The sequence below is a fragment of the Stenotrophomonas genospecies 3 genome (genome assembly GCF_054473855.1).
The window spans coordinates 40,909-62,620 of record NZ_JBTMUR010000016.1 but is presented as its reverse complement, the minus strand read 5'-3'; the positions used below and the strand labels follow the sequence as shown (position 1 = coordinate 62,620).

At 64.1% G+C, this 21,712-nt stretch carries 26 protein-coding genes; 5 read left to right on the top strand and 21 right to left on the bottom strand.

What is annotated here, in order from left to right; all coding sequences use genetic code 11:
* Positions 1-232 precede the first annotated feature (232 nt).
* From ACX9OT_RS18940 to ACX9OT_RS18910, 7 genes are all read right to left on the bottom strand, one after another.
* Entirely contained in the window at positions 233-520 is a 288-nt protein-coding gene (locus ACX9OT_RS18940; protein WP_459003180.1) for a hypothetical protein, read from the bottom strand.
* Positions 521-543: 23 nt separating this feature from the next.
* Positions 544-1,074 carry a hypothetical protein gene (locus ACX9OT_RS18935; RefSeq protein WP_191862808.1) on the bottom strand — a complete coding sequence of 177 codons (531 nt, stop codon included), beginning with the start codon at positions 1,072-1,074 and terminating at the stop codon, positions 544-546.
* 56 nt (positions 1,075-1,130) lie between these two features.
* On the bottom strand, positions 1,131-1,673 hold the full coding sequence (locus tag ACX9OT_RS18930) for a hypothetical protein (protein ID WP_459003179.1): 543 nt from the start codon (positions 1,671-1,673) through the stop codon (positions 1,131-1,133).
* A gap of 97 nt (positions 1,674-1,770) precedes the next feature.
* Positions 1,771-1,950, bottom strand: coding sequence for a hypothetical protein (locus ACX9OT_RS18925; protein ID WP_459003178.1), 180 nt, complete (start codon positions 1,948-1,950; stop codon positions 1,771-1,773).
* Position 1,951: 1 nt separating this feature from the next.
* On the bottom strand, positions 1,952-2,365 hold the full coding sequence (locus tag ACX9OT_RS18920) for a hypothetical protein (RefSeq protein ID WP_459003176.1): 414 nt from the start codon (positions 2,363-2,365) through the stop codon (positions 1,952-1,954).
* A complete protein-coding gene (locus ACX9OT_RS18915; RefSeq protein ID WP_459003174.1) occupies positions 2,365-3,666 on the bottom strand; it encodes a hypothetical protein in 1,302 nt (433 codons plus the stop codon). The genes ACX9OT_RS18920 and ACX9OT_RS18915 overlap by 1 nt, the downstream gene beginning before the upstream one ends.
* Positions 3,570-4,223, bottom strand: a complete 654-nt coding sequence (locus ACX9OT_RS18910) for a hypothetical protein (RefSeq protein WP_459003172.1) — start codon at positions 4,221-4,223, stop codon at positions 3,570-3,572. The genes ACX9OT_RS18915 and ACX9OT_RS18910 overlap by 97 nt, the downstream gene beginning before the upstream one ends.
* Before the next feature lie 221 nt (positions 4,224-4,444).
* Here ACX9OT_RS18910 and mutS point away from each other — a divergent pair, with 221 nt between their 5' ends.
* From mutS to ACX9OT_RS18895, 3 genes are all read left to right on the top strand, one after another.
* Complete coding sequence (gene mutS, locus ACX9OT_RS18905; RefSeq protein ID WP_459003170.1) at positions 4,445-7,036, top strand: DNA mismatch repair protein MutS; 2,592 nt, start codon at positions 4,445-4,447, stop codon at positions 7,034-7,036.
* A gap of 195 nt (positions 7,037-7,231) precedes the next feature.
* On the top strand, positions 7,232-8,875 hold the full coding sequence (locus ACX9OT_RS18900) for a catalase (protein ID WP_149908602.1): 1,644 nt from the start codon (positions 7,232-7,234) through the stop codon (positions 8,873-8,875).
* 108 nt (positions 8,876-8,983) lie between these two features.
* Complete coding sequence (locus ACX9OT_RS18895) at positions 8,984-9,586, top strand: DUF937 domain-containing protein (RefSeq protein WP_154352129.1); 603 nt, start codon at positions 8,984-8,986, stop codon at positions 9,584-9,586.
* A gap of 72 nt (positions 9,587-9,658) precedes the next feature.
* On the opposite strand, the gene ACX9OT_RS18890 is transcribed toward ACX9OT_RS18895, so the two are convergent.
* The 3 genes from ACX9OT_RS18890 to ACX9OT_RS18880 form a co-directional block, all read right to left on the bottom strand.
* The gene (locus tag ACX9OT_RS18890; protein WP_032127549.1) at positions 9,659-10,846 is read right to left on the bottom strand and encodes a glycoside hydrolase family 5 protein; all 1,188 of its coding nucleotides are present in this window, start codon (positions 10,844-10,846) and stop codon (positions 9,659-9,661) included.
* A 113-nt stretch (positions 10,847-10,959) separates the two neighbouring features.
* Positions 10,960-11,367, bottom strand: a complete 408-nt coding sequence (locus ACX9OT_RS18885) for an RNA-binding S4 domain-containing protein (protein ID WP_004149153.1) — start codon at positions 11,365-11,367, stop codon at positions 10,960-10,962.
* Positions 11,368-11,376: 9 nt separating this feature from the next.
* Complete coding sequence (locus ACX9OT_RS18880; RefSeq protein WP_032127550.1) at positions 11,377-11,616, bottom strand: hypothetical protein; 240 nt, start codon at positions 11,614-11,616, stop codon at positions 11,377-11,379.
* Between the two features lie 62 nt (positions 11,617-11,678).
* On the opposite strand from ACX9OT_RS18880, the gene ACX9OT_RS18875 reads away from it, so the two are divergent.
* Complete coding sequence (locus ACX9OT_RS18875) at positions 11,679-13,139, top strand: MATE family efflux transporter (protein WP_459003167.1); 1,461 nt, start codon at positions 11,679-11,681, stop codon at positions 13,137-13,139.
* A 69-nt stretch (positions 13,140-13,208) separates the two neighbouring features.
* On the opposite strand, the gene ACX9OT_RS18870 is transcribed toward ACX9OT_RS18875, so the two are convergent.
* The 10 genes from ACX9OT_RS18870 to ffh form a co-directional block, all read right to left on the bottom strand.
* Positions 13,209-13,619, bottom strand: a complete 411-nt coding sequence (locus ACX9OT_RS18870) for a DUF1801 domain-containing protein (RefSeq protein WP_154352128.1) — start codon at positions 13,617-13,619, stop codon at positions 13,209-13,211.
* 38 nt (positions 13,620-13,657) lie between these two features.
* A complete protein-coding gene (locus ACX9OT_RS18865; RefSeq protein WP_032127553.1) occupies positions 13,658-14,092 on the bottom strand; it encodes a DUF1801 domain-containing protein in 435 nt (144 codons plus the stop codon).
* A gap of 79 nt (positions 14,093-14,171) precedes the next feature.
* Positions 14,172-14,552, bottom strand: a complete 381-nt coding sequence (locus ACX9OT_RS18860; protein ID WP_049398969.1) for a DUF6404 family protein — start codon at positions 14,550-14,552, stop codon at positions 14,172-14,174.
* 82 nt (positions 14,553-14,634) lie between these two features.
* Positions 14,635-15,036, bottom strand: coding sequence for a 50S ribosomal protein L19 (rplS, locus tag ACX9OT_RS18855; RefSeq protein ID WP_005408597.1), 402 nt, complete (start codon positions 15,034-15,036; stop codon positions 14,635-14,637).
* Between the two features lie 154 nt (positions 15,037-15,190).
* The gene (trmD, locus tag ACX9OT_RS18850; protein ID WP_459003166.1) at positions 15,191-15,949 is read right to left on the bottom strand and encodes a tRNA (guanosine(37)-N1)-methyltransferase TrmD; all 759 of its coding nucleotides are present in this window, start codon (positions 15,947-15,949) and stop codon (positions 15,191-15,193) included.
* 8 nt (positions 15,950-15,957) lie between these two features.
* The gene (rimM, locus tag ACX9OT_RS18845) at positions 15,958-16,470 is read right to left on the bottom strand and encodes a ribosome maturation factor RimM (protein ID WP_010483256.1); all 513 of its coding nucleotides are present in this window, start codon (positions 16,468-16,470) and stop codon (positions 15,958-15,960) included.
* A 44-nt stretch (positions 16,471-16,514) separates the two neighbouring features.
* A complete protein-coding gene (rpsP, locus tag ACX9OT_RS18840) occupies positions 16,515-16,775 on the bottom strand; it encodes a 30S ribosomal protein S16 (RefSeq protein WP_005415733.1) in 261 nt (86 codons plus the stop codon).
* Between the two features lie 131 nt (positions 16,776-16,906).
* Complete coding sequence (locus tag ACX9OT_RS18835) at positions 16,907-17,689, bottom strand: aminotransferase class IV family protein (protein WP_459003163.1); 783 nt, start codon at positions 17,687-17,689, stop codon at positions 16,907-16,909.
* Complete coding sequence (locus ACX9OT_RS18830) at positions 17,686-18,762, bottom strand: NAD(P)H-dependent flavin oxidoreductase (RefSeq protein ID WP_285302453.1); 1,077 nt, start codon at positions 18,760-18,762, stop codon at positions 17,686-17,688. The genes ACX9OT_RS18835 and ACX9OT_RS18830 overlap by 4 nt, the downstream gene beginning before the upstream one ends.
* 91 nt (positions 18,763-18,853) lie before the next feature.
* Entirely contained in the window at positions 18,854-20,230 is a 1,377-nt protein-coding gene (gene ffh / locus ACX9OT_RS18825) for a signal recognition particle protein (protein ID WP_005408591.1), read from the bottom strand.
* 122 nt (positions 20,231-20,352) lie between these two features.
* Here ffh and ACX9OT_RS18820 point away from each other — a divergent pair, with 122 nt between their 5' ends.
* Complete coding sequence (locus ACX9OT_RS18820; RefSeq protein WP_107433545.1) at positions 20,353-21,147, top strand: cytochrome C assembly family protein; 795 nt, start codon at positions 20,353-20,355, stop codon at positions 21,145-21,147.
* A gap of 90 nt (positions 21,148-21,237) precedes the next feature.
* Here the strand turns inward: ACX9OT_RS18820 and ACX9OT_RS18815 are convergent, their stop codons facing one another.
* Positions 21,238-21,702 carry a YqhG/Tai3 family protein gene (locus ACX9OT_RS18815; protein WP_459003160.1) on the bottom strand — a complete coding sequence of 155 codons (465 nt, stop codon included), beginning with the start codon at positions 21,700-21,702 and terminating at the stop codon, positions 21,238-21,240.
* Positions 21,703-21,712 lie beyond the last annotated feature (10 nt).

The following is a 21,712-nucleotide window of genomic DNA, read 5'->3' as shown; positions in this document are numbered from 1 at the left end:
ACTCCTCAATACCCAGCCCTTACAAGAGACTGCGCTTAAGCAAAAAATAGACCAAAGATTAGATAGGCAATTCCAACAATGACAGTCCCAATGACAAAATAGCGCCAGAACGTTGCGCACTCAGGAAACTCTTGGGCACCCTCTGACTCGTCTATGTTGAACGCAACCTTGAATTGATGCATCTGGCTTTGACCATTACCAACCCTTGCAAACCTCACCCTTCCAACTAAAATCAATCGAAGAAGTTTTCCAAGTCATCGGACACAGTATTGGCATTGGCGATCACCGCGTCGTAAATTCTCAGCATCTTGGGATAGTCTTCATCACTGTCGCTGACACTGAACGGCGTGTTCTTGCCGCTGGAAATAAAGCGAAAAACAACGTAATCCCTCTCGCGCTCTTCATCGAAGTGCCGACGAATGATCAAGGTATATTGCTTGTGATCGCAAACGTAGGAGTCATATTCACCATCACTCCAAACCAACGTTCCATCTTCGGTCTGCTGCAACAGCTGCGTCATGAACCCCTGAAATACTTTTGGTATCACTTGATTTTCTCCTTGCCGCGTTTGGTGTAGCCCTGTACTTGTCCCAGGTGCCCTGATATCGACATCAAGGCCCTTTGAGTTTTTACGGGGACACTCCCATTCTCCTGCACATGATCGGCAAAACGATATGACTGCAAGATCGAACGATTCTTACGATGCTCGGACTTATCGTCATTCATTGCATCAGGGAATACCTGGGTGTACAACCGAATGATCTTGACAACATATCGTGCAGAAATATCCTCATTTCGAGTAATTCCTTCGATGGCGGACTCAACAGCAATCTGGCACTCTGTAATCTCACGCGCGGTCATCAAGTCTTCAACCACCCGAACAACTTCCGAAACCTTCTGCTCGGCAAGTTCTGCCGCACTTCGTGTGCGCGCAAGCTCAATTAAAGCAATAATAACGGCGTAGATCGTAAGGAAGATACTTATTGAGCCCAGTGTCTTGGGCAGACCATCATAAAGATCCTTGTCGTAGACAAAGCAACCAATAGCAACAATCAGCAAAGCCAAGAAACTCAACAAATGATCTCGTTTGCTTGAAACCCATCTGCGGTATCGATCTTTAATGCGCATTTTTAGCCCAAGATGAGATAGGCGACACCGACAACGACCGCACCGATCAAAAAGTAGCGCCAAAACGATGCGCTTTGTCTACTGCGTCTCTTAACGACAAACTGATTGAATGTGGCCCTACGAAATGCGTACATCGAATGCGCAATCATCAGGATCGCCGTCAAGTACGACTGGTCGCTGTCAAAGCTGGATTTGTACTGCATATCTTTGAGCAACAAGTTGACCACAGCCCCCGATATTGCCTTGGACCTTACATCATTGACTTGCTGCATGGACAACATCGTGAACGCCTGGGCAGCGTCTGCCGCGTCATTGAACGAATAGTTGAACTCGCCCCGATTGAATGTAAGCGCCACGCCGCTTAAACGACGTGCAAAATACTCGGCAAACTCTTGGTTGTGCGTTCGCACAACCACCTGACTTGCGGCAAACGCAGCCGCTACGGTCTGTTGATCCGCCCCAGGCTCATTGGCCTTGTCCATCATTGGTCGCAGCCGCACAAAATCCTGTGCGAGCTCCGGCGTCATCTTCATCGCGTCGTCCATGTCCCCTGTTCAGCGCATGATAGCCCAGCACAACCCTCATTCCCACCAGTCCGAACACCGGACATCAAAAAGGGCGCATGCCTGCGCCCGCCTTTGATCACCACTGGGCGTTGTAGCGCGACAAGGTTCGGGGGTGAAATCCCAGGTAGTACGCTGCCGCATCGCGTCCTACCGCTTGAATAACGCCCGCGCGCGCGCGTTCAATTTCATTTTGCAACTCGGAGTCGCGCAATTGGCCGTATTCATCCGCACCGCGTTGAAGAGTGACGACAGTCACCTCATATCTCCTTGATCTGAATATCTACGCCAATGCCCTGGATGTCTTCCATGATGGCGTGCAGATTGGATACAACAATGCTCATCTTAGCCACGAGGCTCGCCTTGCGCTTGACGGTCAGAGCGTTGCTGAAACTCTCCAATATCCAATTTCGCGAGCGGCGCATGGCTTCGCTATCAATGTATTTCAATTTCCGATTGATTGGACGAAACATGCGACTGAGTTCTTGAAATCGAGAGTGCCCGTACTGAGTGTACGTCGTATCGGCCGTCCGCTGATCCATACGCTTGGCAATTTCAACCAAGCGCATGAAACCCCGCACCTCCCTGTACAGATCCCGAAGCTCTTCAACCGTGTGTTCCCGAACATGCCGCGCTTCGGTTCGCGCGTCAACGAATAGCATTCCATCGCTCATTACTCATCCTCGTCCGTACCCTTCCGCGCGCGCATACCAGAATGAATGGTCGGCGCTTCGTCGTTGGACTCATCCCAAAATGGCTTGTCCGTTCCTTTTAGCACGTTCCACTCGCGGGGACTGGTCGAAATCATGACTTCCTCAACCTTAGCAAACGCCTCCCGCAATTTCCCCCACTCCTGCTCGTTGTAAAGATCGGTGACACTTGCCGAACCATTGGACACTTTGTGATTGAGCATATCGGAAACAATACGTCCCGACAAAAGCGCTTCGGCAAATCGACCCAGAGTGCGGCGCAAATCATGCGGAGTCAGGCCGACATCAATGTCCTTGCGCAGATCCAACATTCCTGCATCCACACGCACGTTTTTAATGATGGATTTACTGTCGCTGTAGTGTCCTTCTTTTGAGCGCGTGGAGCGGGCCGGAAATACCCATTTGCATCGCTCGGCCTTCTGCTCAACGCGGTAGATTTCGCGCTGGGCCTTGGCAATCACCATGAAGTCCCCCGAACTCTTTTTTGTCTCCAATAGCGCTTGCGTGGCTTTTTGCATTTCGATGGGAAGATGCGCTTCTACGTCCATTGCGTCCTGCCAGCGCTGCATCAAAACACGTCCAGCAAAGTACGCCACCGGCAGAAAGCGAACTTCGCCGCCCTTGGTGTCGTGAAAGAACACTTGGGATCCTGGACGCTTCGTGGTGAGATTGATTTCGCTGGGTGTTTTTGCCAGCCACACCCACGACACACTTTCGTTGGCAATGTCCTCCTTGCTTGCTTTGACATACCACTGCAGCTTTGCCGCTTCATTTCGCCGAGCACCCCACAGCAAAGTCAGAAGCAAATAATCGACCGCCACGGCGTTGTGCTTATTTTGCAAGTTGCGCCGAAACACCAAGGTCTTGAGTACGTTCGGCAACGACCCATCGTCTTTAGCCAACGGGTTGCGCACCTGGGCTTTCCGGTAGTGTTCCCGCTTCTCCTTGGCACCACGCCACAGGTCCATTTCAAAGAGCATTTGCAAGGGGTTGTGCTGCATGATGGGGGCGCGGTTTTCGCGCAATGCGTCCAAGCGCTCTTGACGCAACACCAGTTCAATTGAGCGATTCAAGTCAGCAAAAGTGTGTTCAACGGCCTCAATTCCTGCCGACTTTGTGCGCTGAATGTACTTGCCACTCAAACCCAGTTCCGCGTACTCCTCCGCCGTCAAGGCCCACCATTTGGCTTTTTTGCCAAGTTCGCCTTTGTCTGCTCGGGAATGCGATTGGATTTGAGCATGGCCGATGTCCGCAATGCGTTCCATCCGTTGGTGATTTGATCAATGGTCAGATCACGGACCTGCACATCCGCCAAATTCACCTCGGGCCGCTCCAATCGGGCCAGACTGTTTTGAACGGCTTTGGCGCTGATTGCTTTGCGCTTACCTGCGTCCACTTGCGCCTGCATCTTTTCAATGTAGCGCTCCATGCACGTTCGCACTGTAATGCTGCGGATGTCATTGGCGCGGCGTTCTAGCTCATCACGACGCTTGGGACTCTCCCCTCCTGTTTCAACGATGTACGCCAATTGCGCACGGGCCTTTTCGTGCGCCTGGATGATCGTCATGTCGGCTACAGAGCCAAGAGACACGCGCACAAGACGGTCCCCCGCCCGCTTGCGTACTTCAAATGAATTGCCGCTCTTCCCTACGTACACACCAAAGCCGGTGGGAGCTCCCGGTGTTCCGTCCATAAAGCGGTACGGCTTGGGATCCGGGTTCTGTTCAATGACCGTCTTGCCCTGCGGATCCATGGCTGGGCGCTGATTGATGTTGAGCGCGCGCAATTGCCGGTCGTTGAGTCTGTATCGCTGTTTGCTCATCTCTGTCACCCTTGTCCCTATCGTGGGGTGTGTCCACGGCTCCCCAGCACACGCCAACCTTACTATGCTGAACCCTCGTGGACACACGTTTTTGGACGGGAACAGGTTCATGGACACCTGATGGACACTTTGGCTGTCACAAGCCGTTCCAAGTCGTCCCGTGGTGTCTCAACCTGTCCTACGTCCTCATCGTTTAACCGCTTGAAATTTCGATCTTTTTTATGCAAAACAATGACTTGAAAAGTCATACACCCGCCATGAAGCAGTTCTTCGCGGCCAAGTCCGATTACCCGGACCTGCTGCTGTTCTTCCGCATGGGTGACTTCTACGAACTGTTCTATGACGACGCCCGCAAGGCGGCGCGCCTGCTCGACATCACCCTGACCCAGCGCGGCAGCTCCGGCGGCGCACCGATCCCGATGGCCGGCGTGCCGGTACATGCCTATGAAGGCTACCTGGCACGGCTGGTGGCGATGGGCGAGTCGGTGGCGATCTGCGAGCAGATCGGCGACCCGGCGCTGGCCAAGGGCCTGGTCGAGCGCAAGGTGGTGCGCATCGTCACCCCCGGCACGGTCACCGACGAGGCGCTGCTGGATGAACGCCGCGACACCCTGCTGATGGCCCTGTCGCGCAGCAAGCAGGGCTACGGCCTGGCCTGGGCCGACCTGGCCGGCGGCCGCTTCCTGGTCAACGAGGTGGAAACCGACGACGCGCTGGAAGCCGAACTGGCGCGGCTGGAGCCGGCCGAGCTGCTGGTGCCCGACGAGGAGAACTGGCCGGAGTTCCTGCGCCAGCGCACCGGCGTGCGTCGCCGTGCGCCGTGGCTGTTCGATGCCGACAGCGGCCGCCGCCAGCTGCTGGCCTTCTTCAAGCTGCATGACCTGAGCGGCTTCGGCATCGATGACAAGCCGCGCGCCACCGCCGCCGCTGGCGCCCTGCTCGGTTATGTCGAGGAAACCCAGAAGCAGCGCCTGCCGCACCTGACCTCGATCGCGATGGAAACCGCTGGCGAGGCGATCGCGATGAACGCCGCCACCCGCCGCCACCTGGAACTGGATACGCGCGTCGACGGCGACACCCGCAACACCCTGCTGGGCGTGCTCGACAGCACGGTGACGCCGATGGGCGGCCGCCTGCTGCGGCGCTGGCTGCATCGCCCGCTGCGCCTGCGCGAGGTACTGGTACAGCGCCACCATGCGGTGGAGACGCTGATCGACCGTGGCAGCGATGCTGACATCCGCGAGCAGTTCCGCCGCCTCGGTGACCTGGAACGCATCCTCACCCGCGTCGCGCTGCGCTCGGCGCGGCCGCGCGATTTCTCCACCCTGCGCGACGGCCTGGGCCTGCTGCCTGCGGTGCGCGAGGTGCTGGCGCCGCTGGATTCACCACGCCTACAGACGCTGCATGCGGCGCTGGGCGAACACGACGAGTGCGCGCAGCTGCTGGCCAGCGCCATCGCCGAAATGCCGCCGCTGAAGCTGAGCGATGGCGGCGTGCTGGCCGATGGCTTCGATGAAGAGCTGGACGAGCTGCGCCGCCTGTCCACCCACGCCGACCAGTTCCTGGTCGACCTGGAACAGCGCGAGCGCGAAAGCAGCGGCATTCCCACCCTGAAGGTGGGCTACAACCGCGTGCACGGCTACTACATCGAGATCAGCAAGGGCCAGTCCGACCGCGCGCCGGTGCACTACACCCGCCGCCAGACGCTGACCAATGCCGAGCGCTACATCACCGAAGAACTGAAGGCGTTCGAAGACAAGGTGCTGTCCGCGCGTGACCGCTCGCTGTCGCGCGAGAAGTACCTGTACGAGCAGCTGCTGGACACCCTCGGCGGCCAACTGGAACCGCTGAAGCAATGCGCCGCCGCGCTGAGCGAACTGGACGTACTGGCGGCCTTCGCCGAACGCGCGCAGGCGCTGGACTGGGCGCGCCCGGAGCTGCAGGCCGAGCCGTGCCTGAAGATCGAGCGTGGCCGCCACCCGGTGGTCGAGGCGGTGCGCGAGCAGCCGTTCGAACCCAATGATCTGGATCTGCATCCGGACCGTCGCATGCTGGTCATCACCGGCCCGAACATGGGCGGTAAATCGACCTACATGCGGCAGAACGCGCTGATCGTACTGCTGGCCCACATCGGCAGCTTCGTGCCGGCCAGCCGTGCGCTGATCGGCCCGATCGACCGCATCCTGACCCGCATCGGCGCCGGTGACGACCTTGCCCGCGGGCAGTCGACCTTCATGGTCGAGATGGCCGAAACCAGCTACATCCTGCATCACGCCACCGCCCATTCGCTGGTGCTGATGGACGAGATCGGCCGTGGCACGTCCACCTACGATGGCCTGGCACTGGCCGACGCGGTGGCCCGTCACCTGGCCTACCAGAACCGCTGCTACACGCTGTTCGCCACCCACTACTTCGAGCTGACCGCGCTGGCCGACGAGCAGCACGAGGGCGGCCGCAGCGGCATCGCCAACGTGCACCTGGACGCGGTCGAGCACGGAGAGGCGCTGGTGTTCATGCACGCGGTAAAGGATGGCCCGGCGAACCGCAGCTTCGGCCTGCAGGTGGCGGCACTGGCCGGCCTGCCGCGCGCCACCGTGGCACAGGCACGGCGTCGCCTGGCCGAGTTGGAACAGCGCGGCGGTGAAAGCCATGCCGCCGAGTTGGCGCCGCAGGCGTTGGATGCGCCGCAGCAGTTCGGCCTGTTCGCAGCACCGTCGAGCAAGGCACAGGACGCGCTGGCCGCGATCGACCCGGACGAACTGACGCCGAAGCAGGCGCTGGAAGCCCTGTACCGGTTGAAGGCACTGCTGTAGCCGCAGCGCACTCCCATGGCCTCCCGCTCGCCTTGCGGGAGGCCTGTTGAAAGACTGTGCAAATCCGATTCTTCGTTTCAATTGACAGAACCTATCAATCTGAACGGATCATTCGATTATTCATTTCATCTGGCCATAGCTAAAGTCGAGTGAAGATGTTTCTCCCACGTCTTCACCGCCACCAGGAGCCAGCCGATGAGCCAGTCCGACAACAACAACGCCAAGTGCCCGTATCACACCGCGCCGTCGCCTGCGGAAGGCGCCCAGCAGCAGCGTGAACTGAGCACCACGCCCAAGCAGAAGCACGGCGATGATCCGGTCACGCCGATGACCACGGCCTTCGGCGCACCGGTGGTGGACAACCAGAACAGCAAGACCGCCGGCCCGCGTGGCCCGCTGCTGATGGAAGACGTGTGGCTGCTGGAAAAGCTGGCCAACCTCAACCGCGAGATCATTCCCGAGCGCCGCATGCATGCCAAGGGCTCGGGCGCGTTCGGCACCTTCACCGTCACCCACGACATCAGCAAGTACACCCGCGCCAAGCTGTTCGAGAAGGTCGGCAAGCAGACCGAGATGTTCGCCCGCTTCACCACGGTGGCCGGCGAGCGTGGCGCCGCCGACGCCGAGCGTGACATCCGCGGCTTCGCGCTGAAGTTCTACACCGAAGAAGGCAACTGGGACCTGGTCGGCAACAACACGCCGGTGTTCTTCCTGCGCGACCCGCGCAAGTTCGCCGACCTCAACAAGGCCGTGAAGCGCGACCCGCATACCAACCTGCGCAGCGCGCGCAACAACTGGGACTTCTGGACGCTGCTGCCCGAAGCCCTGCTGCAGGTGACCGTGGTGATGAGCGACCGCGGCATTCCGCGCAGCTTCCGCCACATGCACGGTTTCGGCTCGCACACCTACAGCTTCACCAACGCCGACAGCGAACGCTTCTGGGTGAAGTTCCACTTCGTCAGCCAGCAGGGCATCGAATCGCTGACCGACGCGCAGGCGCAGATCCTGGTCGGCCATGACCGCGAAAGCCACGGCCGCGACCTGTTCGCCGCGATCGAGAAGGGCGACTTCCCGAAGTGGAAGCTGTTCATCCAGGTCATGCCGGAGCTGGACGCGGAAACCTACCGCGTGCATCCGTTCGACCTGACCAAGGTGTGGCCGAAGAGCGACTACCCGCTGATCGAAGTGGGCCAGTTCGAACTGAACCGCAACCCGGTCAACTGGTACCAGGACGTGGAGCAGTCGGCGTTCGCACCGAGCAACCTGGTGCCGGGCATCGGCCCGTCGCCAGACAAGATGCTGCAGGCACGCCTGTTCGCCTATTCCGATGCGCAGCGCTACCGCCTGGGCGTGAACCACCACCAGATTCCGGTGAACGCAGCGCGCTGCCCGGTGCACAGCAACCACCGCGATGGTGCGATGCGCGTGGACGGCAACTACGGCGGCCTGCCGCACTACGAGCCGAACAGCTACGGCCAGTGGCAGGAGCAGCCGCAGTACCGCGAGCCGCCGATGAAGATCCGCGGCGACGCCGACTTCTGGAATTTCCGCGAGGACGACGCCGACTATTTCAGCCAGCCCGGTGCGCTGTTCCGCAGCTATAACCAGGCACAGAAGGACCGCCTGTTCGCCAACACCGCCCGCGCCCTGGGCGATGCGCCGGACTTCATCAAGCAACGCCACATCGACAACTGCAGCAAGGCCGACCCGGCCTACGGTGCCGGAGTTGCCGCGGCGCTGAAGGCGCTGGCCAGCCAGCCGTCGGATCCGTTCAAGCCGGCGCAGCCGGAAGCGGACTTCCCCACCGCCACCCCGGGCGCCGAAGACATCGAGCTCTGATCGCCCTGCCCCGTGTACGACACGCCGCCTCCCCGTGAGGCGGCGTCGCCGTTTTAACGGTCCGCGTCGTACCTTCTGCACGCCCAACCCCAATCAAGGATTCCGCAGATGAGCCTGACCGACGAACTTCTCGCCAAATTGCAGGGCGCCCCGCTGCAGCAGGTATCGCAGCAGCTCGGCATCAGCGATACCCAGGCGTCCGGCGCGATCAGTGCCGCGCTGCCGGTGCTGATGGGCGCGCTGGGCAACAACGCCTCGCAGCCGCAGGGCGCGCAGGCGCTGCTCGGCGCCTTGCAGAACAACCACAGCGGCCTGGACCTGGGCAGCGTGCTCGGCTCGGTGCTGGGCGGCGGTGGCGGTGGTGCCGCCAGCGACGGCGCCGGCATCCTCGGCCACATCTTCGGCGGCAACCAGCAGAAGGTGGAAACCGGCCTGGCCCAGGCCACCCAGCTCGACAGCGGCCGTACCAGCCAACTGCTGCAGATCCTTGCACCAATCGTCATGGCCTTCCTCGCCCAGCGCCTGGGTGGCGGCCAGGCCGATGCCAGCTCGCTCAGCCAGGCCCTCGGCCAGGAAAAGCAGCAGGTGCAGCAGCAGGGCGGTCTTGCCGGTGGCCTGCTCGGCAGCCTACTGGACCAGGATGGTGATGGTCAGCTGGGCGTGGGCGATCTGCTCAAGCTGGGCGGCAATCTGCTCGGCGGCAAGCGCTGAGGGAAAGCCTGGCCGGACATGGGCCGGCGCTACCGGCATCGCCATGGGTAGCGCCGGGCCAGGCCCGGCGGCTTACCGGTTGCCCGCCTTCAAACGCTGCAGGATCGGTGCGAACAAGGGCGCCTGCATCGAGCGCGGCGGCTCGACATGGCCGCCCTTTTCCTGCGCCTGCCAGTACGACCACGGCAGCGGCTTGTCGCCCAGTTCGTAGTCCATGCCGTCCCAGCCATCCTCGCGGAAGGCGTAGAAGGCCCAGTGCACCTTGTCCTGCTCCAGCACCTGCAGCACATCCTGCAGGTAGCGGCTGCAGTCCGGCCACCGCCGCATGCAGCCGAATTCGGCCACCACCATGCGGTTGGCACCGACGCCATGCGAGGCGGCCCACGTCATCGGCTGCTGCAGGTAACGGCGTACACGCGCCGCATCCCAATGCTCGCTGCCTGCACCGAACGGCACCTGCGCCGGATAGCGCCAGGGTTTGGCACGCGTCTGGTTCGGTGCACTGGTTGCCGCGTACGGCTCGTACATGTGCACGCTGTACAGCAGCTTCGAATCCGCCAGCGGTGCCGGCCAGTAGTTGAAACCGTCGGCGGCGGCATACCAGCCCGCATCCAGCATCAGCGGCATCGCGGTGTCGACCTCGCGGATGCTGGCGATCAGCTCCGAGTAGAAGCGGCGCAGATCGCGTGGGCCGTCCTGCACACCGGCATACCACCGCTGCATCGCCTCGGTGGACGCATGCTCGGCCAGGCCTGCACCGTACTCGGGCACCGGCTCATTGATGAGGTTGTAGGCGGCCAAGGCAGGATGACCCTTCAGCGCCGTGGCCAGGTCATGCCAGAAGCGACGGGCCGGCACATGGTTGTCGAAGGACTGCCACAGGCGCTGGTCGACCACATCGCCGTTGTGCTGCTTCCAGCGCAGCAACGGCAGCGACAGCGGCGTCAGCACCACTTTCAGCCCGGCCGCATCGGCGTCATCCAGCACCCGCCGCAGCGTGGCCAGGTCGGCCGGAACCAGTCCGCGATAGTCATCGGCGTTGCCGATCAGGAAGTCACGACCGCCCTGCCCCTTCCACTTGTCCGGCACCAGCCGCACCCAGGTCGCACCGGTCGCACGCAGCGCCTCGAAGTATTTCCGGTCCGGAGGCGACATGTTCATGCTGTTGCCACCGCGTTGCGGAACGTCCCAGAAGGTGATGTCGGCAGCGTGCAGTGGCGCAGCAGCAAGCAGGGACAGGCATAACAGCAGACGACGCATGGGCAGGCCTTCGATAGGTGAAAAACCAGCCTGCCCAGCGCAATCCGAACGCACCGTGACTGGCGCTTTGTTTCGCACCGCGATAGGAACAATCCGTTGGAATCAGGATTTCGCTAGAGCGCGTCGATGTCACCCAAGGCCCGGATCAAACGCCGCGCGCGCTTGTCCGGCTTGTGTTCCGGCGGCTGGAAACCATCGCGTGCGGCAATGCGCAGTGCACGCTGTTCGGCACGGCGCGCCTTCGAAGCCTCGCTCTCGGCGTACAGCTGCTGTGCCGTTGGCGCCGGCCCGCGCTGGTCGCTCAGGCCCAGCACCTGGATCTCGAAATGCTCCTCGCCGCGGTCGACCTGCAGCTGCTCACCCACGCGCACCGCGCGCGAGGACTTCGGGCGCTGCCCGGCCACGCTGACCTTGCCGGTCTCGATGGCCTGCTTGGCCAGGCTGCGGGTCTTGAAGAAACGGGCCGCCCACAACCAGATGTCCAGGCGGACACTGGGCGACAACGGGGAAAGCTCAGGCATCGGTGCGGACTACTCCGGTGGCTTGTTCAGGGGACGCGGATGGTCGGGGTCGGTGCGGCAGCCGCTGCCCCCAATCAACGTGGGTACACCAGCGGACAGGTCCTGGCGCTGGCTGCCGACCAGGCACTCGGGACGGTCGGTCGGCCGCACCTGGGTATCGCCCAGCCGGTCACCTGTCGAACATGCGGCCAGTGCGGTGCCGATCAAGGCCATCGCCAGGCTCCATTTCACCTGCAGTCGTTGATGCATTGCCACATCCTGCAAACCGGCTTGGTGCTAGTGTGCGCCTCCCGGGAATCGATCACCACTCCATGGCCAAAGCGCCGCTTGACCTGACCTCCGGCCCGATCGGCCGCAACCTTCTGCTGTTCTCCCTGCCGATCCTGGCGGGCAACATCGCGCAGTCGCTGAACGGTTCGGTGAATGCGGTCTGGGTGGGGCGCTTCCTCGGCGAGGCGGCATTGACCGCCACCGCGAACGCCAACAACATCATGTTCTTCCTGATCGGCTCGGTGTTCGGCTTCGGCATGGCCTCGACCATCCTGATCGGCCAGGCAATCGGTGCGCGCGACATCGCGCAGGCACGGCGCGTGGTCGGTACCAGCGCCACCTTCTTCATCGGCCTGTCGGTGATCATCGCCATCGCCGGCTGGTTCATGGCCCATCCGCTGCTGGCGGCGATGGGCACGCCGGCCGCCTCGCTGCCGCTGGCCGAGGCCTACCTGCAGATCATCTTCCTGGCGATGCCGACGCTGTACGCGTTCGCCTTCCTCACCGCCGCGCTGCGCGGTGCCGGTGATTCACGCACGCCGTTCCGTTTCCTGATGGTGTCGGTGGCGCTGGACATCGTGCTGAACCCGGTGCTGATCTTCGGCATGGGGCCGTTCCCGGCGCTGGGCATTGCCGGTTCGGCCTGGGCCACGCTGGTCGCGCAGACGCTGTCGCTGGCCGGCCTGCTGCTGTACATGCGGCACAAGCGCCACACCCTGTGGCTGGGCCGCGCCGACATGCGCCTGTTCAAGCTCGACCTGACCATCCTCAAGGCGCTGGTCATCAAGGGCGTGCCGATGGGCCTGCAGATGGTGCTGATCTCGCTGTCGGTGATCCTGCTGATGACCATGGTCAACCAGTACGGCACCGACACCGGCGCCGGTTACGGCGCTTCCCTGCAGCTGTGGAACTACCTGCAGATGCCGGCGATGGCGATCGGCGCGGCGTGTTCTTCGATGGCGGCACAGAACGTCGGTGCGCAGCGCTGGGATCGCGTGCGCGGCACCGCGCGCCAGGGCGTGCTGTTCAACTTCCTGTTGACCGGCGCGCTGATCCTGCCGCTGGTGGTGTTCGATCGCCAGCTGCTGGCACTGTTCCTGCCGCCGGCCAGCCAGGCGCTGGACATCGCCCGCCACCTCAACCACGTGGTGATCGGCTCGTTCCTGTTCTTCGGCGTCAGCTTCGTGATCTCCGGCGTGGTTCGCTCCACCGGCGCAGTGATTCCGCCGCTGCTGATCCTGGCCGGTTCGCTGTGGGGCGTACGCGTGCCGTTCGCCGAACTGCTGCAGCCGTACTGGGGCGCCGATGCGATCTGGTGGAGCTTCCCGGTCAGCTCGCTGGTGTCGATGCTGCTGTCGCTGGCCTATTACCGCTGGGGCGGCTGGCGCAAGGCGAAGATGATGGGCAAGCCCTCGCACGCCGAAGAACTGGCCACGCCGTCGGAGATTCCGGCCTGCCCGCCGTCGCCGGTGGCCGACCCGGATGCCGCGCCACTGCGGTAGTGCCGGCCGCTGGCCGGCAACCTCAAGCCCCTCCGGAAGCATCGTGCAACAGCCGGCCAGCGGCCGGCTCTACCGCTTCTTCTTTTTGGCAGCGTTGAACGTGGCCGCCGCGCGCAGCAGTGCCTTCAACGCCGCGGCATCCGGCATCGCGCCTTCATGGATGTCGATCGCACGTCGCGTGTTGCCGTCCAGGCTGGCGTTGAACAGGCCCTTCGGATCGGCCAACGCCGCACCGTTGGCAAAGGTCAGCTTTACCGCCTGCTTGTAGGTCTCGCCGGTGCACAGGATGCCGTCGCGCTCCCACACCGGCGTGCCGCGCCACTTCCAGGTTTCCTGCACGTCCGGCAGCGCCTCATGGATCAAGGCACGCACGCGTGCCAGCGCCTCGCCACGCCAGTCGCCCAGCTCGGCGATGCGTGCATCGATCAGTTCAGCGGCCGGGGTTCCGGCATCGGCAGGGTTCGGTGCATGCGTGGCCATCAGCGGTTCTCGTCGGCAGGGAGATCGGAACGATGCACTTACATGCGCTCGCCGGGCAATGCCGCGGCCTGGCGCACCCAATCGAGGAACTGCGCCTCATCCAACGCACCCTCCTGCTGGATGTGCAGGTAGCGCGTATCAGCACTCTTCGACGGCTCCGGCGGCACCGGCTTCAGCGCAGCGCCGCGGAAGAACGCCACCTTGATGTAGCGGGTGAAGCAGTGGAAGCTGAGAAACCAGCCTTCGCCCGGCGCAACCGCATACATCGGCGAATTCCACTTCACTGCCTTGTGCACACCGGGTACAGCCTGTTCGATCAGCGCGTCCAGCTGTGCTCCGATCGGCCGCTTCCAGTCCGGCATCGCCGCGATATAGGCCTGCACCGGCGCATCGCCTTCGCCCTTGGCGATCTGCGGGTTGCCGCCTGACAACAGCGCGGGCGCGGTGGAAGGTGCGGTTCGCTTGGCAGGCATCGCACGGCACGTCCATCAGGATGAAACCGCAGCCTAGCGCGGCTCGCACCTGCCGGTCACGGCGCAGTGCGCCATCGGCTCAGTCCGCTTGCCGCGCCCGGAACTGCTGCCAGTCCGGCAGCTTGCGGTGGCGGCGCAGCGAGCGCATCAAGGCCGCCATCACCACGCCGAACAGCGCACCGGCCAACAGTCCGGCCGCCAGCAGCAGGGCCAGCGGGCGCTCACTGCCCTGCCACAGCATCAGCCACATCAGCGCGGTCCAGAACAGCCCGAACAGCAGGCCCTGCACCAGCGCATTGGTGCCGAAGCCGGCCAGGATCGGCGGTGGCAGTGCGATGCCCATGCGCCACAGAAGGCGATGCAGCAGCGGTGCCGACTGCACGCGCGCCAGCCCCTTGCCGTCGAGGAAGCGCAGCGCCGACTGGATCACGGCGGGATAGCGCGGGTTGATGTCGTTCATCCCCTGATCGTGGCCGAAGCGATGCCGGAAACGCAAACGGCCACCCGAAGGTGGCCGTCGCGGCAACAACCGAAGTTGTTTATCAGGCCTTTTCGGCCAGACGGGCAGCCTTGGCGGCAGCAGCGGCAGCCAGGTCTTCCTTGATGCGGGCAGCCTTGCCTTCCAGGCCACGCAGGTAGTACAGCTTGCCGGCGCGGACCTTACCACGACGCTTCACTTCGACCGAGTCGATGATGGCGCTGTGGGTCTGGAAAACGCGCTCGACGCCGTAGCCGTGCGAGATCTTGCGGACGGTGAACGAGGAGTTCAGGCCGGCGTTCTTGGTGGCGATGACAACGCCTTCGTAGGCCTGCACGCGCTCGCGGCTGCCTTCCTTCACCTTCACGTTGACGACAACGGTGTCGCCCTGGCTGAACTTCGGCAGTTCACGGGTGATCTGGGCGGATTCGAATTCCGCGACGATGGACTTGTTCAGCTTGCTCATGGGTTACACCGATTCTTGTTCGGGTGGGCGTGTCGTATCGACAACGTAGGCTCATGCAGTCACCGGACTGTGCTGCACGTTTGTTTTGGGTACTGCGCGCGCCGGCCGGGGCCGACGGGAATTGGCCATGATAGCCGATAACGCCAGCCCTGCGCTAGGGGCTGGCCTTGTGTTTCTGGGCCTGACGGGCCTGCTCCAGCAGCTTGCGGTCGGCCTTGCCCAGCGCCTGTTCATCCAGCAGGTCCGGGCGCCGCTCGGCGGTACGGACCAGCGACTGCTGCCGGCGCCAGGCCGCGATGGCCGCGTGGTTGCCCGAACGCAGCACGTCCGGCACGTCACCCAGCGGGTGCAGGGCCGGCTGGCTGTAATGCGGGCAGTCGAGCAGGCCGAGGTCGCCCTCGAAGCTGTCCTGCGCCGCCGATTCCGCGTCGTTCAGGGCACCGTCCTGCAGGCGGGCCACGGCGTCGATGATCACCGCCGCGCCCAGCTCGCCACCGGACAGCACGTAGTCGCCGAGGGAAATCTCCTCGTCGACATTGGCCTCCAGGAAACGCTCGTCGATGCCTTCGTAGCGGCCACAGAGCAGGACCATGCGCGGCAGCGCCGCCAGTTCCCGCACCTTGGCCTGGGTCAACGGCGCCCCCTGCGGGCTGAGATGGATCACCCGCGCCGGGGTCGGATCAGCATCACGGATCGCCTGCAGGCAGGCCTGCAGCGGCTCGATCAGCATCACCATGCCCGGGCCACCACCGAACGGACGGTCGTCCACCCGGCGGTAGTTGCCTTCGGCGTAATCACGGGGATTCCAGCCATGCAGGCTGAACAGGCCCTTCTCCTGCGCGCGCCCGACCACGCCCAGTCCAGCGGACTGGGCGAGGAACTCGGGGAACAGGGTGATGACGTCGAAACGCATGCTCACACTCAGAACTCGGGATCCCAGTCGACCACGACCAGGTTGGCCTCGAAGTCGACCGACTTGACGAAGTCCGGCTGCACGAACGGAATCATCCGTTCGCGGTCACCACGGACCACCACCACGTCGTTGGCGCCGGTGCTGAACAGGTGCGAGACCTGGCCCAGGGCAACGCCCTCGGTGGTCTTCACGTCCAGGCCTTCCAGGTCCACCCAGTAATACTCGTCGGGCTTCGGCGGCGGCAACGCACTGCGGGCCACGTAGATCTCGGTGCCGTGCATCGCTTCAACGGTATCGCGGTCCTCGACGCCGGGGAAACGGGCGACCAGGTGCTTGCCGCTGTCGCGGCCGCGTACACCTTCAATCGTGGTTTCCACGCCGGACGGGCTGCGCACGATCCACGGCTGGTAACGGAAAATGGCGGAACGTGGCTCGGTCCAGGACTCGAGCTTGATCTCGCCGCGCACACCAAAAGCGCCGACAACCCTGCCCAGCAGGATGCGGCGCTCGATATCTTTCATCTGCTTCAACCAAGAGGGCCACGCCGAAGCGTGGCCCGTCAGGATCAGGCCGCAGCGGCCTGGGACTTGGTCGCTTCCTTGATCAGGTTGCGGACCTTGTCGGTCGGCTGGGCGCCGTTCTTGACCCAATGGTCAACGCGGGCCAGGTCCAGCTCGATGCGCTTCTCGGCGCCCTGGGCGACCGGGTTGTAGAAGCCAACGCGCTCGATGTTGCGGCCGTCGCGCGCGCTGCGCACGTCGGTGACGATGATGTGGTAGAACGGACGCTTCTTGGCGCCGCCGCGGGTCAGTCGAATCTTGACCATGGTGTTTTTCCTATTGCCCAGTCGCCAGGATGGCGAGGTAAGCGGGCGATTATAGCGGCAGAGCCCGGCCGAGCCAACCCCGGGGTGAATCCGCCTTCACGGCAGCGCCGGGCCATGCCCGGCGGGGGTTTTCACCCCAATCTGTCCCAAGCCACCGCCGCCAGCACTGCCCTGCCCTGTTCAGCCAGTGCCTGCGAACCCGGCAGGACATGCCCGTCGATGGCGTCCAGCGCCCATAGGCCGCTGGCGTTGCAGGCAAAAGCGGCCTTCACGCTATCCAGTTCAGCCAGTGCCAACGGCCGCGTCAGCTGTGCCCCCGGCCAATGCTGCTTCAACAACGTCTCGGCAGTACCGCGCAGGGCCGGCGCCTGTGGCCAGAGCAGGCGCTCACCATCGTGCACGGCCAGGTTCCAGGTGCTGCCTTCACTCATCACGCCATCAGCGGTCACGAACAGCACATCGTCGAACCCTTCCGCCATCGCCGCACGGCGCTCGGCAAACAGGCCGAAGGTGCCGACGTGCTTGATCTGCGGCAGCTCGCGCTGCCACATCACGCTGCGCACCCGCTTCGGTGCGGTCAGCGCCACCGGCGCGGACACCGCCACCAGCACGTCCACCGGTACGGCCGCCAGCGGATTGCGGAAATCGAAGCGGCGCGAGTACACCGTCACCCGCAGCGAGGCATCGGCCAGGCCGGCCTGCTGCAGCGCCTGCGCCATCCAGCCCCGCACCTGCGCCGCGTCCAGTTCGCTGCCGAACAGTTCGCGCGTGGCCTGCGACAGCCGCGCCAGATGCAGGTCCAGTCCCTGCACGGCGTGACCGCGCACCTGCAGCGAGGTGAAGTGGCCATAGTTGACCAGCGCAGGCAGCAGATCCTCCACCTGCACCGGTTCGCCGTTGCAGGTCACGGTCATCGCAGCAGCGCCTGCGCCTGTTCCCACATGCCGCGCAATACGTCGGCGGCCGGCTGTGCCGGGGCCATCCACGCCGACTGCCCGGCCCAGGCCTGCATCGCCGCCAAACGATTTTCCTGTACGGCCTGCCTGCGCATCGGCGCGGTCAGGCCGCGCTGCACCGGGTACGGGCGTGGCGCCGGTGCGCCTTCCGCAGCGGCGGCGCGCACATAGGGTGTCGCCAGGCCACGCCCCAGGCGGCCGCTGAAGGCGCGGGTCGGCCAGGTATCTTCCGGTTCGCTGGCCGCCAATCCATCGGCCCACGCCGAAGCAATCGCCGCTTCGGGCGTGCGCAGGAAGGCAGTGCCGATCTGCACGGCACTGGCCCCCAGGGTGAGTGCGGCAGCAATGCCACGGCCGTCGGCGATACCGCCGGCGGCGATCACCGGAATCTGCAGGTGATCGGCCAGGCGTGGCAACAACGCAAACAGGCCAACCAGCTGGCGCTCGGCCATCGCCGGATCGAACGCACCGCGATGGCCACCGGCCTCCACGCCCTGTGCGACCACCGCGTCGGCACCGGCGTCCTGTGCCGCACGCGCTTCGGACAAGGTGGTCGCACAGGCGATCCAGGCAATGCCGGCATCCTTCAACTGCTGTACGTGGCGCGGCAGCAGCACGCCCATGATGGTCGAGGCCACCGCCGGGCGCGCCGCCAGCAGTGCGGCGAACTGTTCTTCGAAGTCGGCGGGCGTGGCATCGGCGGCGCTGGCCGGCACGTCCGGACCCCACTGCGCGAGGAAGGCGCGGCTGGCGGCTTCAGCGGCGACATCACGGGTCGGTGCCGGGTCCGGCACCCATAGGTTCACCTGTGCGGGGCCCGTCGAGGCAGCGCGGAAGTCATCCATCCAGTGGCCGATATCGGCCGATGACGACAGCACCGCGCCCATCGCCCCCATGCTGCCGGCATTGGCCAGCGCAGCCGACAACGGCACCGGGCAGGCGCCGGCCATCGGGGCCAGCAGGATCGGAAGCTGCAATGAAAAACGCCGACAGAAGGTGTCGGCGCGTTCAAGAATCGGCGATGCATTCACGCGACATACCTGTTGGAGAAGTCGCCATCCAGCATACGCCAGTCGTTGTGACCGGGGCCGCGTCGCAATGCGCGCCGGCCCCGTCGCTGCATCAACGGAACGGCATGCCGCGGCCGCCCATGGCGCCCATCATGCCCTTCATGCTGCGCAACATGCCCTTCATGCCGCCGCCGGCCATCTTGCTCATCATCTTTTCCATCTGCATGTACTGCTTCATCAGCTTGTTGACGTCAGCGGGGGTCACGCCCGAGCCCTTGGCGATGCGCGCGCGGCGCGAGCCGTTGAGCAGGTTCGGGTTGCGCCGTTCCTTCTTGGTCATCGAGCTGATGATGGCGATCATGCGCGGCACTTCCTTGCCCTGGCTGACCTGCTGCTTCAGATGGTCGGGGATGTTGCCCAGGCCCGGCAGCTTGTCCATCAGGCCGCCGATGCCGCCCATGTTCTGCATCTGCTCCAGCTGGTCACGCATGTCGTTCAGGTCGAACTTCTTGCCCTTGGCGACCTTCTCGGCCAGCTTGGCGGCCTTGTCCTTGTCGACCTGCTGCTCGACCTGCTCGACCAGCGACAGCACGTCGCCCATGTCGAGGATGCGGCTGGCGATACGGTCCGGGTGGAATACGTCCAGGCCTTCCGGCTTCTCGCTGACACCGACGAACTTGATCGGCTTGCCGGTGATGTAGCGCACGCTCAGCGCGGCACCGCCACGGGCGTCACCGTCGGTCTTGGTCAGCACCACGCCGGTCAGCGGCAGGGCGTCGCCGAAGGCCTTGGCGGTGTTGGCCGCGTCCTGGCCGGTCATGGCGTCGACCACGAACAGGGTTTCGGCCGGATTCACCGCCGCATGCAGGGCCTTGATCTCGGCCATCATTGCTTCGTCGATGGCCAGGCGGCCGGCGGTATCGACCAGCAGCACGTCGACGAACGACTTGCGCGCATCGTCGATGGCGGCGCGGACGATGGCTTCCGGCTTCTGGTCGGCGCTGGACGGGAAGAACAGCACGCCGACCTGCTCGGCCAGGGTCTTCAGCTGCTCGATCGCGGCCGGACGGTAGACGTCGGCCGAGACCACCATCACCTTCTTCTTGCGCTTTTCCTTCAGGTGCTTGGCCAGCTTGCCCACCGTGGTGGTCTTGCCGGCGCCCTGCAGGCCCGCCATCAGGATGATGGCCGGAGCGGGCACATTGAGGTTCAGGTCGCTGGCTTCGGCGCCCATCACCGCGGTCAGCTCGTCGCGAACAACCTTGATCAGCGCCTGGCCCGGGGTCAGCGACTTCAGCACTTCCTGGCCGACCGCGCGCACCTTGATGCGCTCGATCAGGGCCTGCACCACCGGCAGCGCAACGTCGGCTTCGAGCAGCGCGATGCGGACCTCACGGGTGGCCTCGCGGATGTTCTCCTCGGTCAGGCGGCCGCGGCCACGCAGGCGCTCGATGGTGCCGGAAAGGCGCTGGGTCAGTGACTCGAACATGCGGCGCAACCTGTCTGAAAGCGGGGGACAATAAGGCAGACAGTATAACGGGTCCGCTCCCCTCCCCGGACTGCGACCACAGGGCCGTCGCCACCACCGCAGGGGTATGCGAAACTGCAACGATGTTAATCGTTCTCATCGCCGCCCTGCTCTACCTGGCCGCCAGCGCCCTGCTGGTGCGTGCGCTTGGCCGCGATGGAAGCACCGGCTCCCCCGCCTGGCTGTGGCCCGCCCTGCCGGCGATGCTGCTGCACGGCGGCTACCACGTGATGGTGGCGATGCGCACCAACGGCGGGCCGGACATGCACTTCTTCGCCGCGCTGTCGCTGGTCGGCCTGGGCATGGCCTGGCTGACCTCGCTGGTCGGCGCGCGCGGGCGGATGTCGGCACTGGGCGTGGTGGTGTTCCCGTTGGCCGCGGTACTGCTGCTGGCCTACCACGGCTACGGCCATGAACCGAGCAAGGTGCTGGGCTGGCGCCTGGCCAGCCACGCCTGGCTGGCGCTGCTGGCCTACGCGACGTTGAGCATCGCCGCGCTGCTGGCGATCATGCTGTGGCTCCAGGAACGCGCCCTGCGCCGCCGCGAGTTCCGGCCGTGGCTGCGCGCCCTGCCGCCGCTGGCGGATCTGGAATCGCTGCTGTTCCGGGTGATCACCGTCGGCTTCGCGCTGCTGACCCTGACCCTGGTCACCGGCGTGCTGTTCGTCGACGACCTGCTGGCGCAGAAGCTGGTGCACAAGACCGTGCTGAGCGTGCTGTCGTGGATCGTGTTCGGCGTGCTGCTGATCGGCCGTCGCCGCTACGGCTGGCGCGGCATGAAGGCGGTGCACTGGACGCTGGCGGCAATGCTGTTGCTGCTGCTGGCCTTCTTCGGCAGCCAGTTCGCGATCGAACTGGTGTTCGGGCATTCGCGATAGCGGTGTGCCGGCCAACGGTCGGCACCCACCCCGGTAGTGCCGGCCGCTGGCCGGCAACAGGACCGCACCCTGCGTGTATGCCGCAGACGGTCAAGGCAACGGCTGGGCCAGGATCTTCCGTACCGAGCGACCGCTGTTGGTGATGATGTCATCCACCTGCCAGCAGCCTTGGCCCTGGCGCATCATCGGCAGACGGGTCACGTAGGCCTTCTTCCATACCGAATAGCGCATCTCGACCTGGCCGGACGTCGCCGAGACCTCTTTCCAGATGTAGCGCACCGGACTCTCGATGTCGCCATCCTGCGCATCCAGCCACGGGTCCGAATCGATGGTGCAGATGCCTTCCTCACGCACCTGGCAGGCGCGCTCGCCACGCAGGGCCTTGCCGAAGGCCGGGCTGACCAGCGCCGGCGGCGGTTCCAGCAGATCGCCATTGCCGGTGGTTGCCTCGTAGAAGGCACGGGCGACAGCCACTGGTTCCTGGCAGGCCGGTGCGGCCTGCACGGTGGGGGCCAGCAGCAGCCCGGCGATCATGAACATCCCTGTCTTTCGCATGTATTTCTCC

Bases quoted from the DNA above. Each gene is read 5' to 3' on its own strand.
- ACX9OT_RS18940 (WP_459003180.1), bottom strand. From the start codon at position 520: ATGACGCAGCTGTTGCAGCAGACCGAAGATGGAACGTTGGTTTGGAGT.
- ACX9OT_RS18930 (WP_459003179.1), bottom strand. From the start codon at position 1,673: ATGGACGACGCGATGAAGATGACGCCGGAGCTCGCACAGGATTTTGTG.
- ACX9OT_RS18920 (WP_459003176.1), bottom strand. From the start codon at position 2,365: ATGAGCGATGGAATGCTATTCGTTGACGCGCGAACCGAAGCGCGGCAT.
- ACX9OT_RS18915 (WP_459003174.1), bottom strand. From the start codon at position 3,666: ATGGAACGCATTGCGGACATCGGCCATGCTCAAATCCAATCGCATTCC.
- ACX9OT_RS18910 (WP_459003172.1), bottom strand. From the start codon at position 4,223: ATGAGCAAACAGCGATACAGACTCAACGACCGGCAATTGCGCGCGCTC.
- mutS (WP_459003170.1), top strand. From the start codon at position 4,445: ATGCAAAACAATGACTTGAAAAGTCATACACCCGCCATGAAGCAGTTC.
- ACX9OT_RS18900 (WP_149908602.1), top strand. From the start codon at position 7,232: ATGAGCCAGTCCGACAACAACAACGCCAAGTGCCCGTATCACACCGCG.
- ACX9OT_RS18895 (WP_154352129.1), top strand. From the start codon at position 8,984: ATGAGCCTGACCGACGAACTTCTCGCCAAATTGCAGGGCGCCCCGCTG.
- ACX9OT_RS18890 (WP_032127549.1), bottom strand. From the start codon at position 10,846: ATGCGTCGTCTGCTGTTATGCCTGTCCCTGCTTGCTGCTGCGCCACTG.
- ACX9OT_RS18885 (WP_004149153.1), bottom strand. From the start codon at position 11,367: ATGCCTGAGCTTTCCCCGTTGTCGCCCAGTGTCCGCCTGGACATCTGG.
- ACX9OT_RS18880 (WP_032127550.1), bottom strand. From the start codon at position 11,616: ATGCATCAACGACTGCAGGTGAAATGGAGCCTGGCGATGGCCTTGATC.
- ACX9OT_RS18875 (WP_459003167.1), top strand. From the start codon at position 11,679: ATGGCCAAAGCGCCGCTTGACCTGACCTCCGGCCCGATCGGCCGCAAC.
- ACX9OT_RS18870 (WP_154352128.1), bottom strand. From the start codon at position 13,619: ATGGCCACGCATGCACCGAACCCTGCCGATGCCGGAACCCCGGCCGCT.
- ACX9OT_RS18865 (WP_032127553.1), bottom strand. From the start codon at position 14,092: ATGCCTGCCAAGCGAACCGCACCTTCCACCGCGCCCGCGCTGTTGTCA.
- ACX9OT_RS18860 (WP_049398969.1), bottom strand. From the start codon at position 14,552: ATGAACGACATCAACCCGCGCTATCCCGCCGTGATCCAGTCGGCGCTG.
- rplS (WP_005408597.1), bottom strand. From the start codon at position 15,036: ATGAGCAAGCTGAACAAGTCCATCGTCGCGGAATTCGAATCCGCCCAG.
- trmD (WP_459003166.1), bottom strand. From the start codon at position 15,949: ATGCGTTTCGACGTCATCACCCTGTTCCCCGAGTTCCTCGCCCAGTCC.
- rimM (WP_010483256.1), bottom strand. From the start codon at position 16,470: ATGAAAGATATCGAGCGCCGCATCCTGCTGGGCAGGGTTGTCGGCGCT.
- rpsP (WP_005415733.1), bottom strand. From the start codon at position 16,775: ATGGTCAAGATTCGACTGACCCGCGGCGGCGCCAAGAAGCGTCCGTTC.
- ACX9OT_RS18835 (WP_459003163.1), bottom strand. From the start codon at position 17,689: ATGACCGTGACCTGCAACGGCGAACCGGTGCAGGTGGAGGATCTGCTG.
- ffh (WP_005408591.1), bottom strand. From the start codon at position 20,230: ATGTTCGAGTCACTGACCCAGCGCCTTTCCGGCACCATCGAGCGCCTG.
- ACX9OT_RS18820 (WP_107433545.1), top strand. From the start codon at position 20,353: ATGTTAATCGTTCTCATCGCCGCCCTGCTCTACCTGGCCGCCAGCGCC.
- ACX9OT_RS18815 (WP_459003160.1), bottom strand. From the start codon at position 21,702: ATGCGAAAGACAGGGATGTTCATGATCGCCGGGCTGCTGCTGGCCCCC.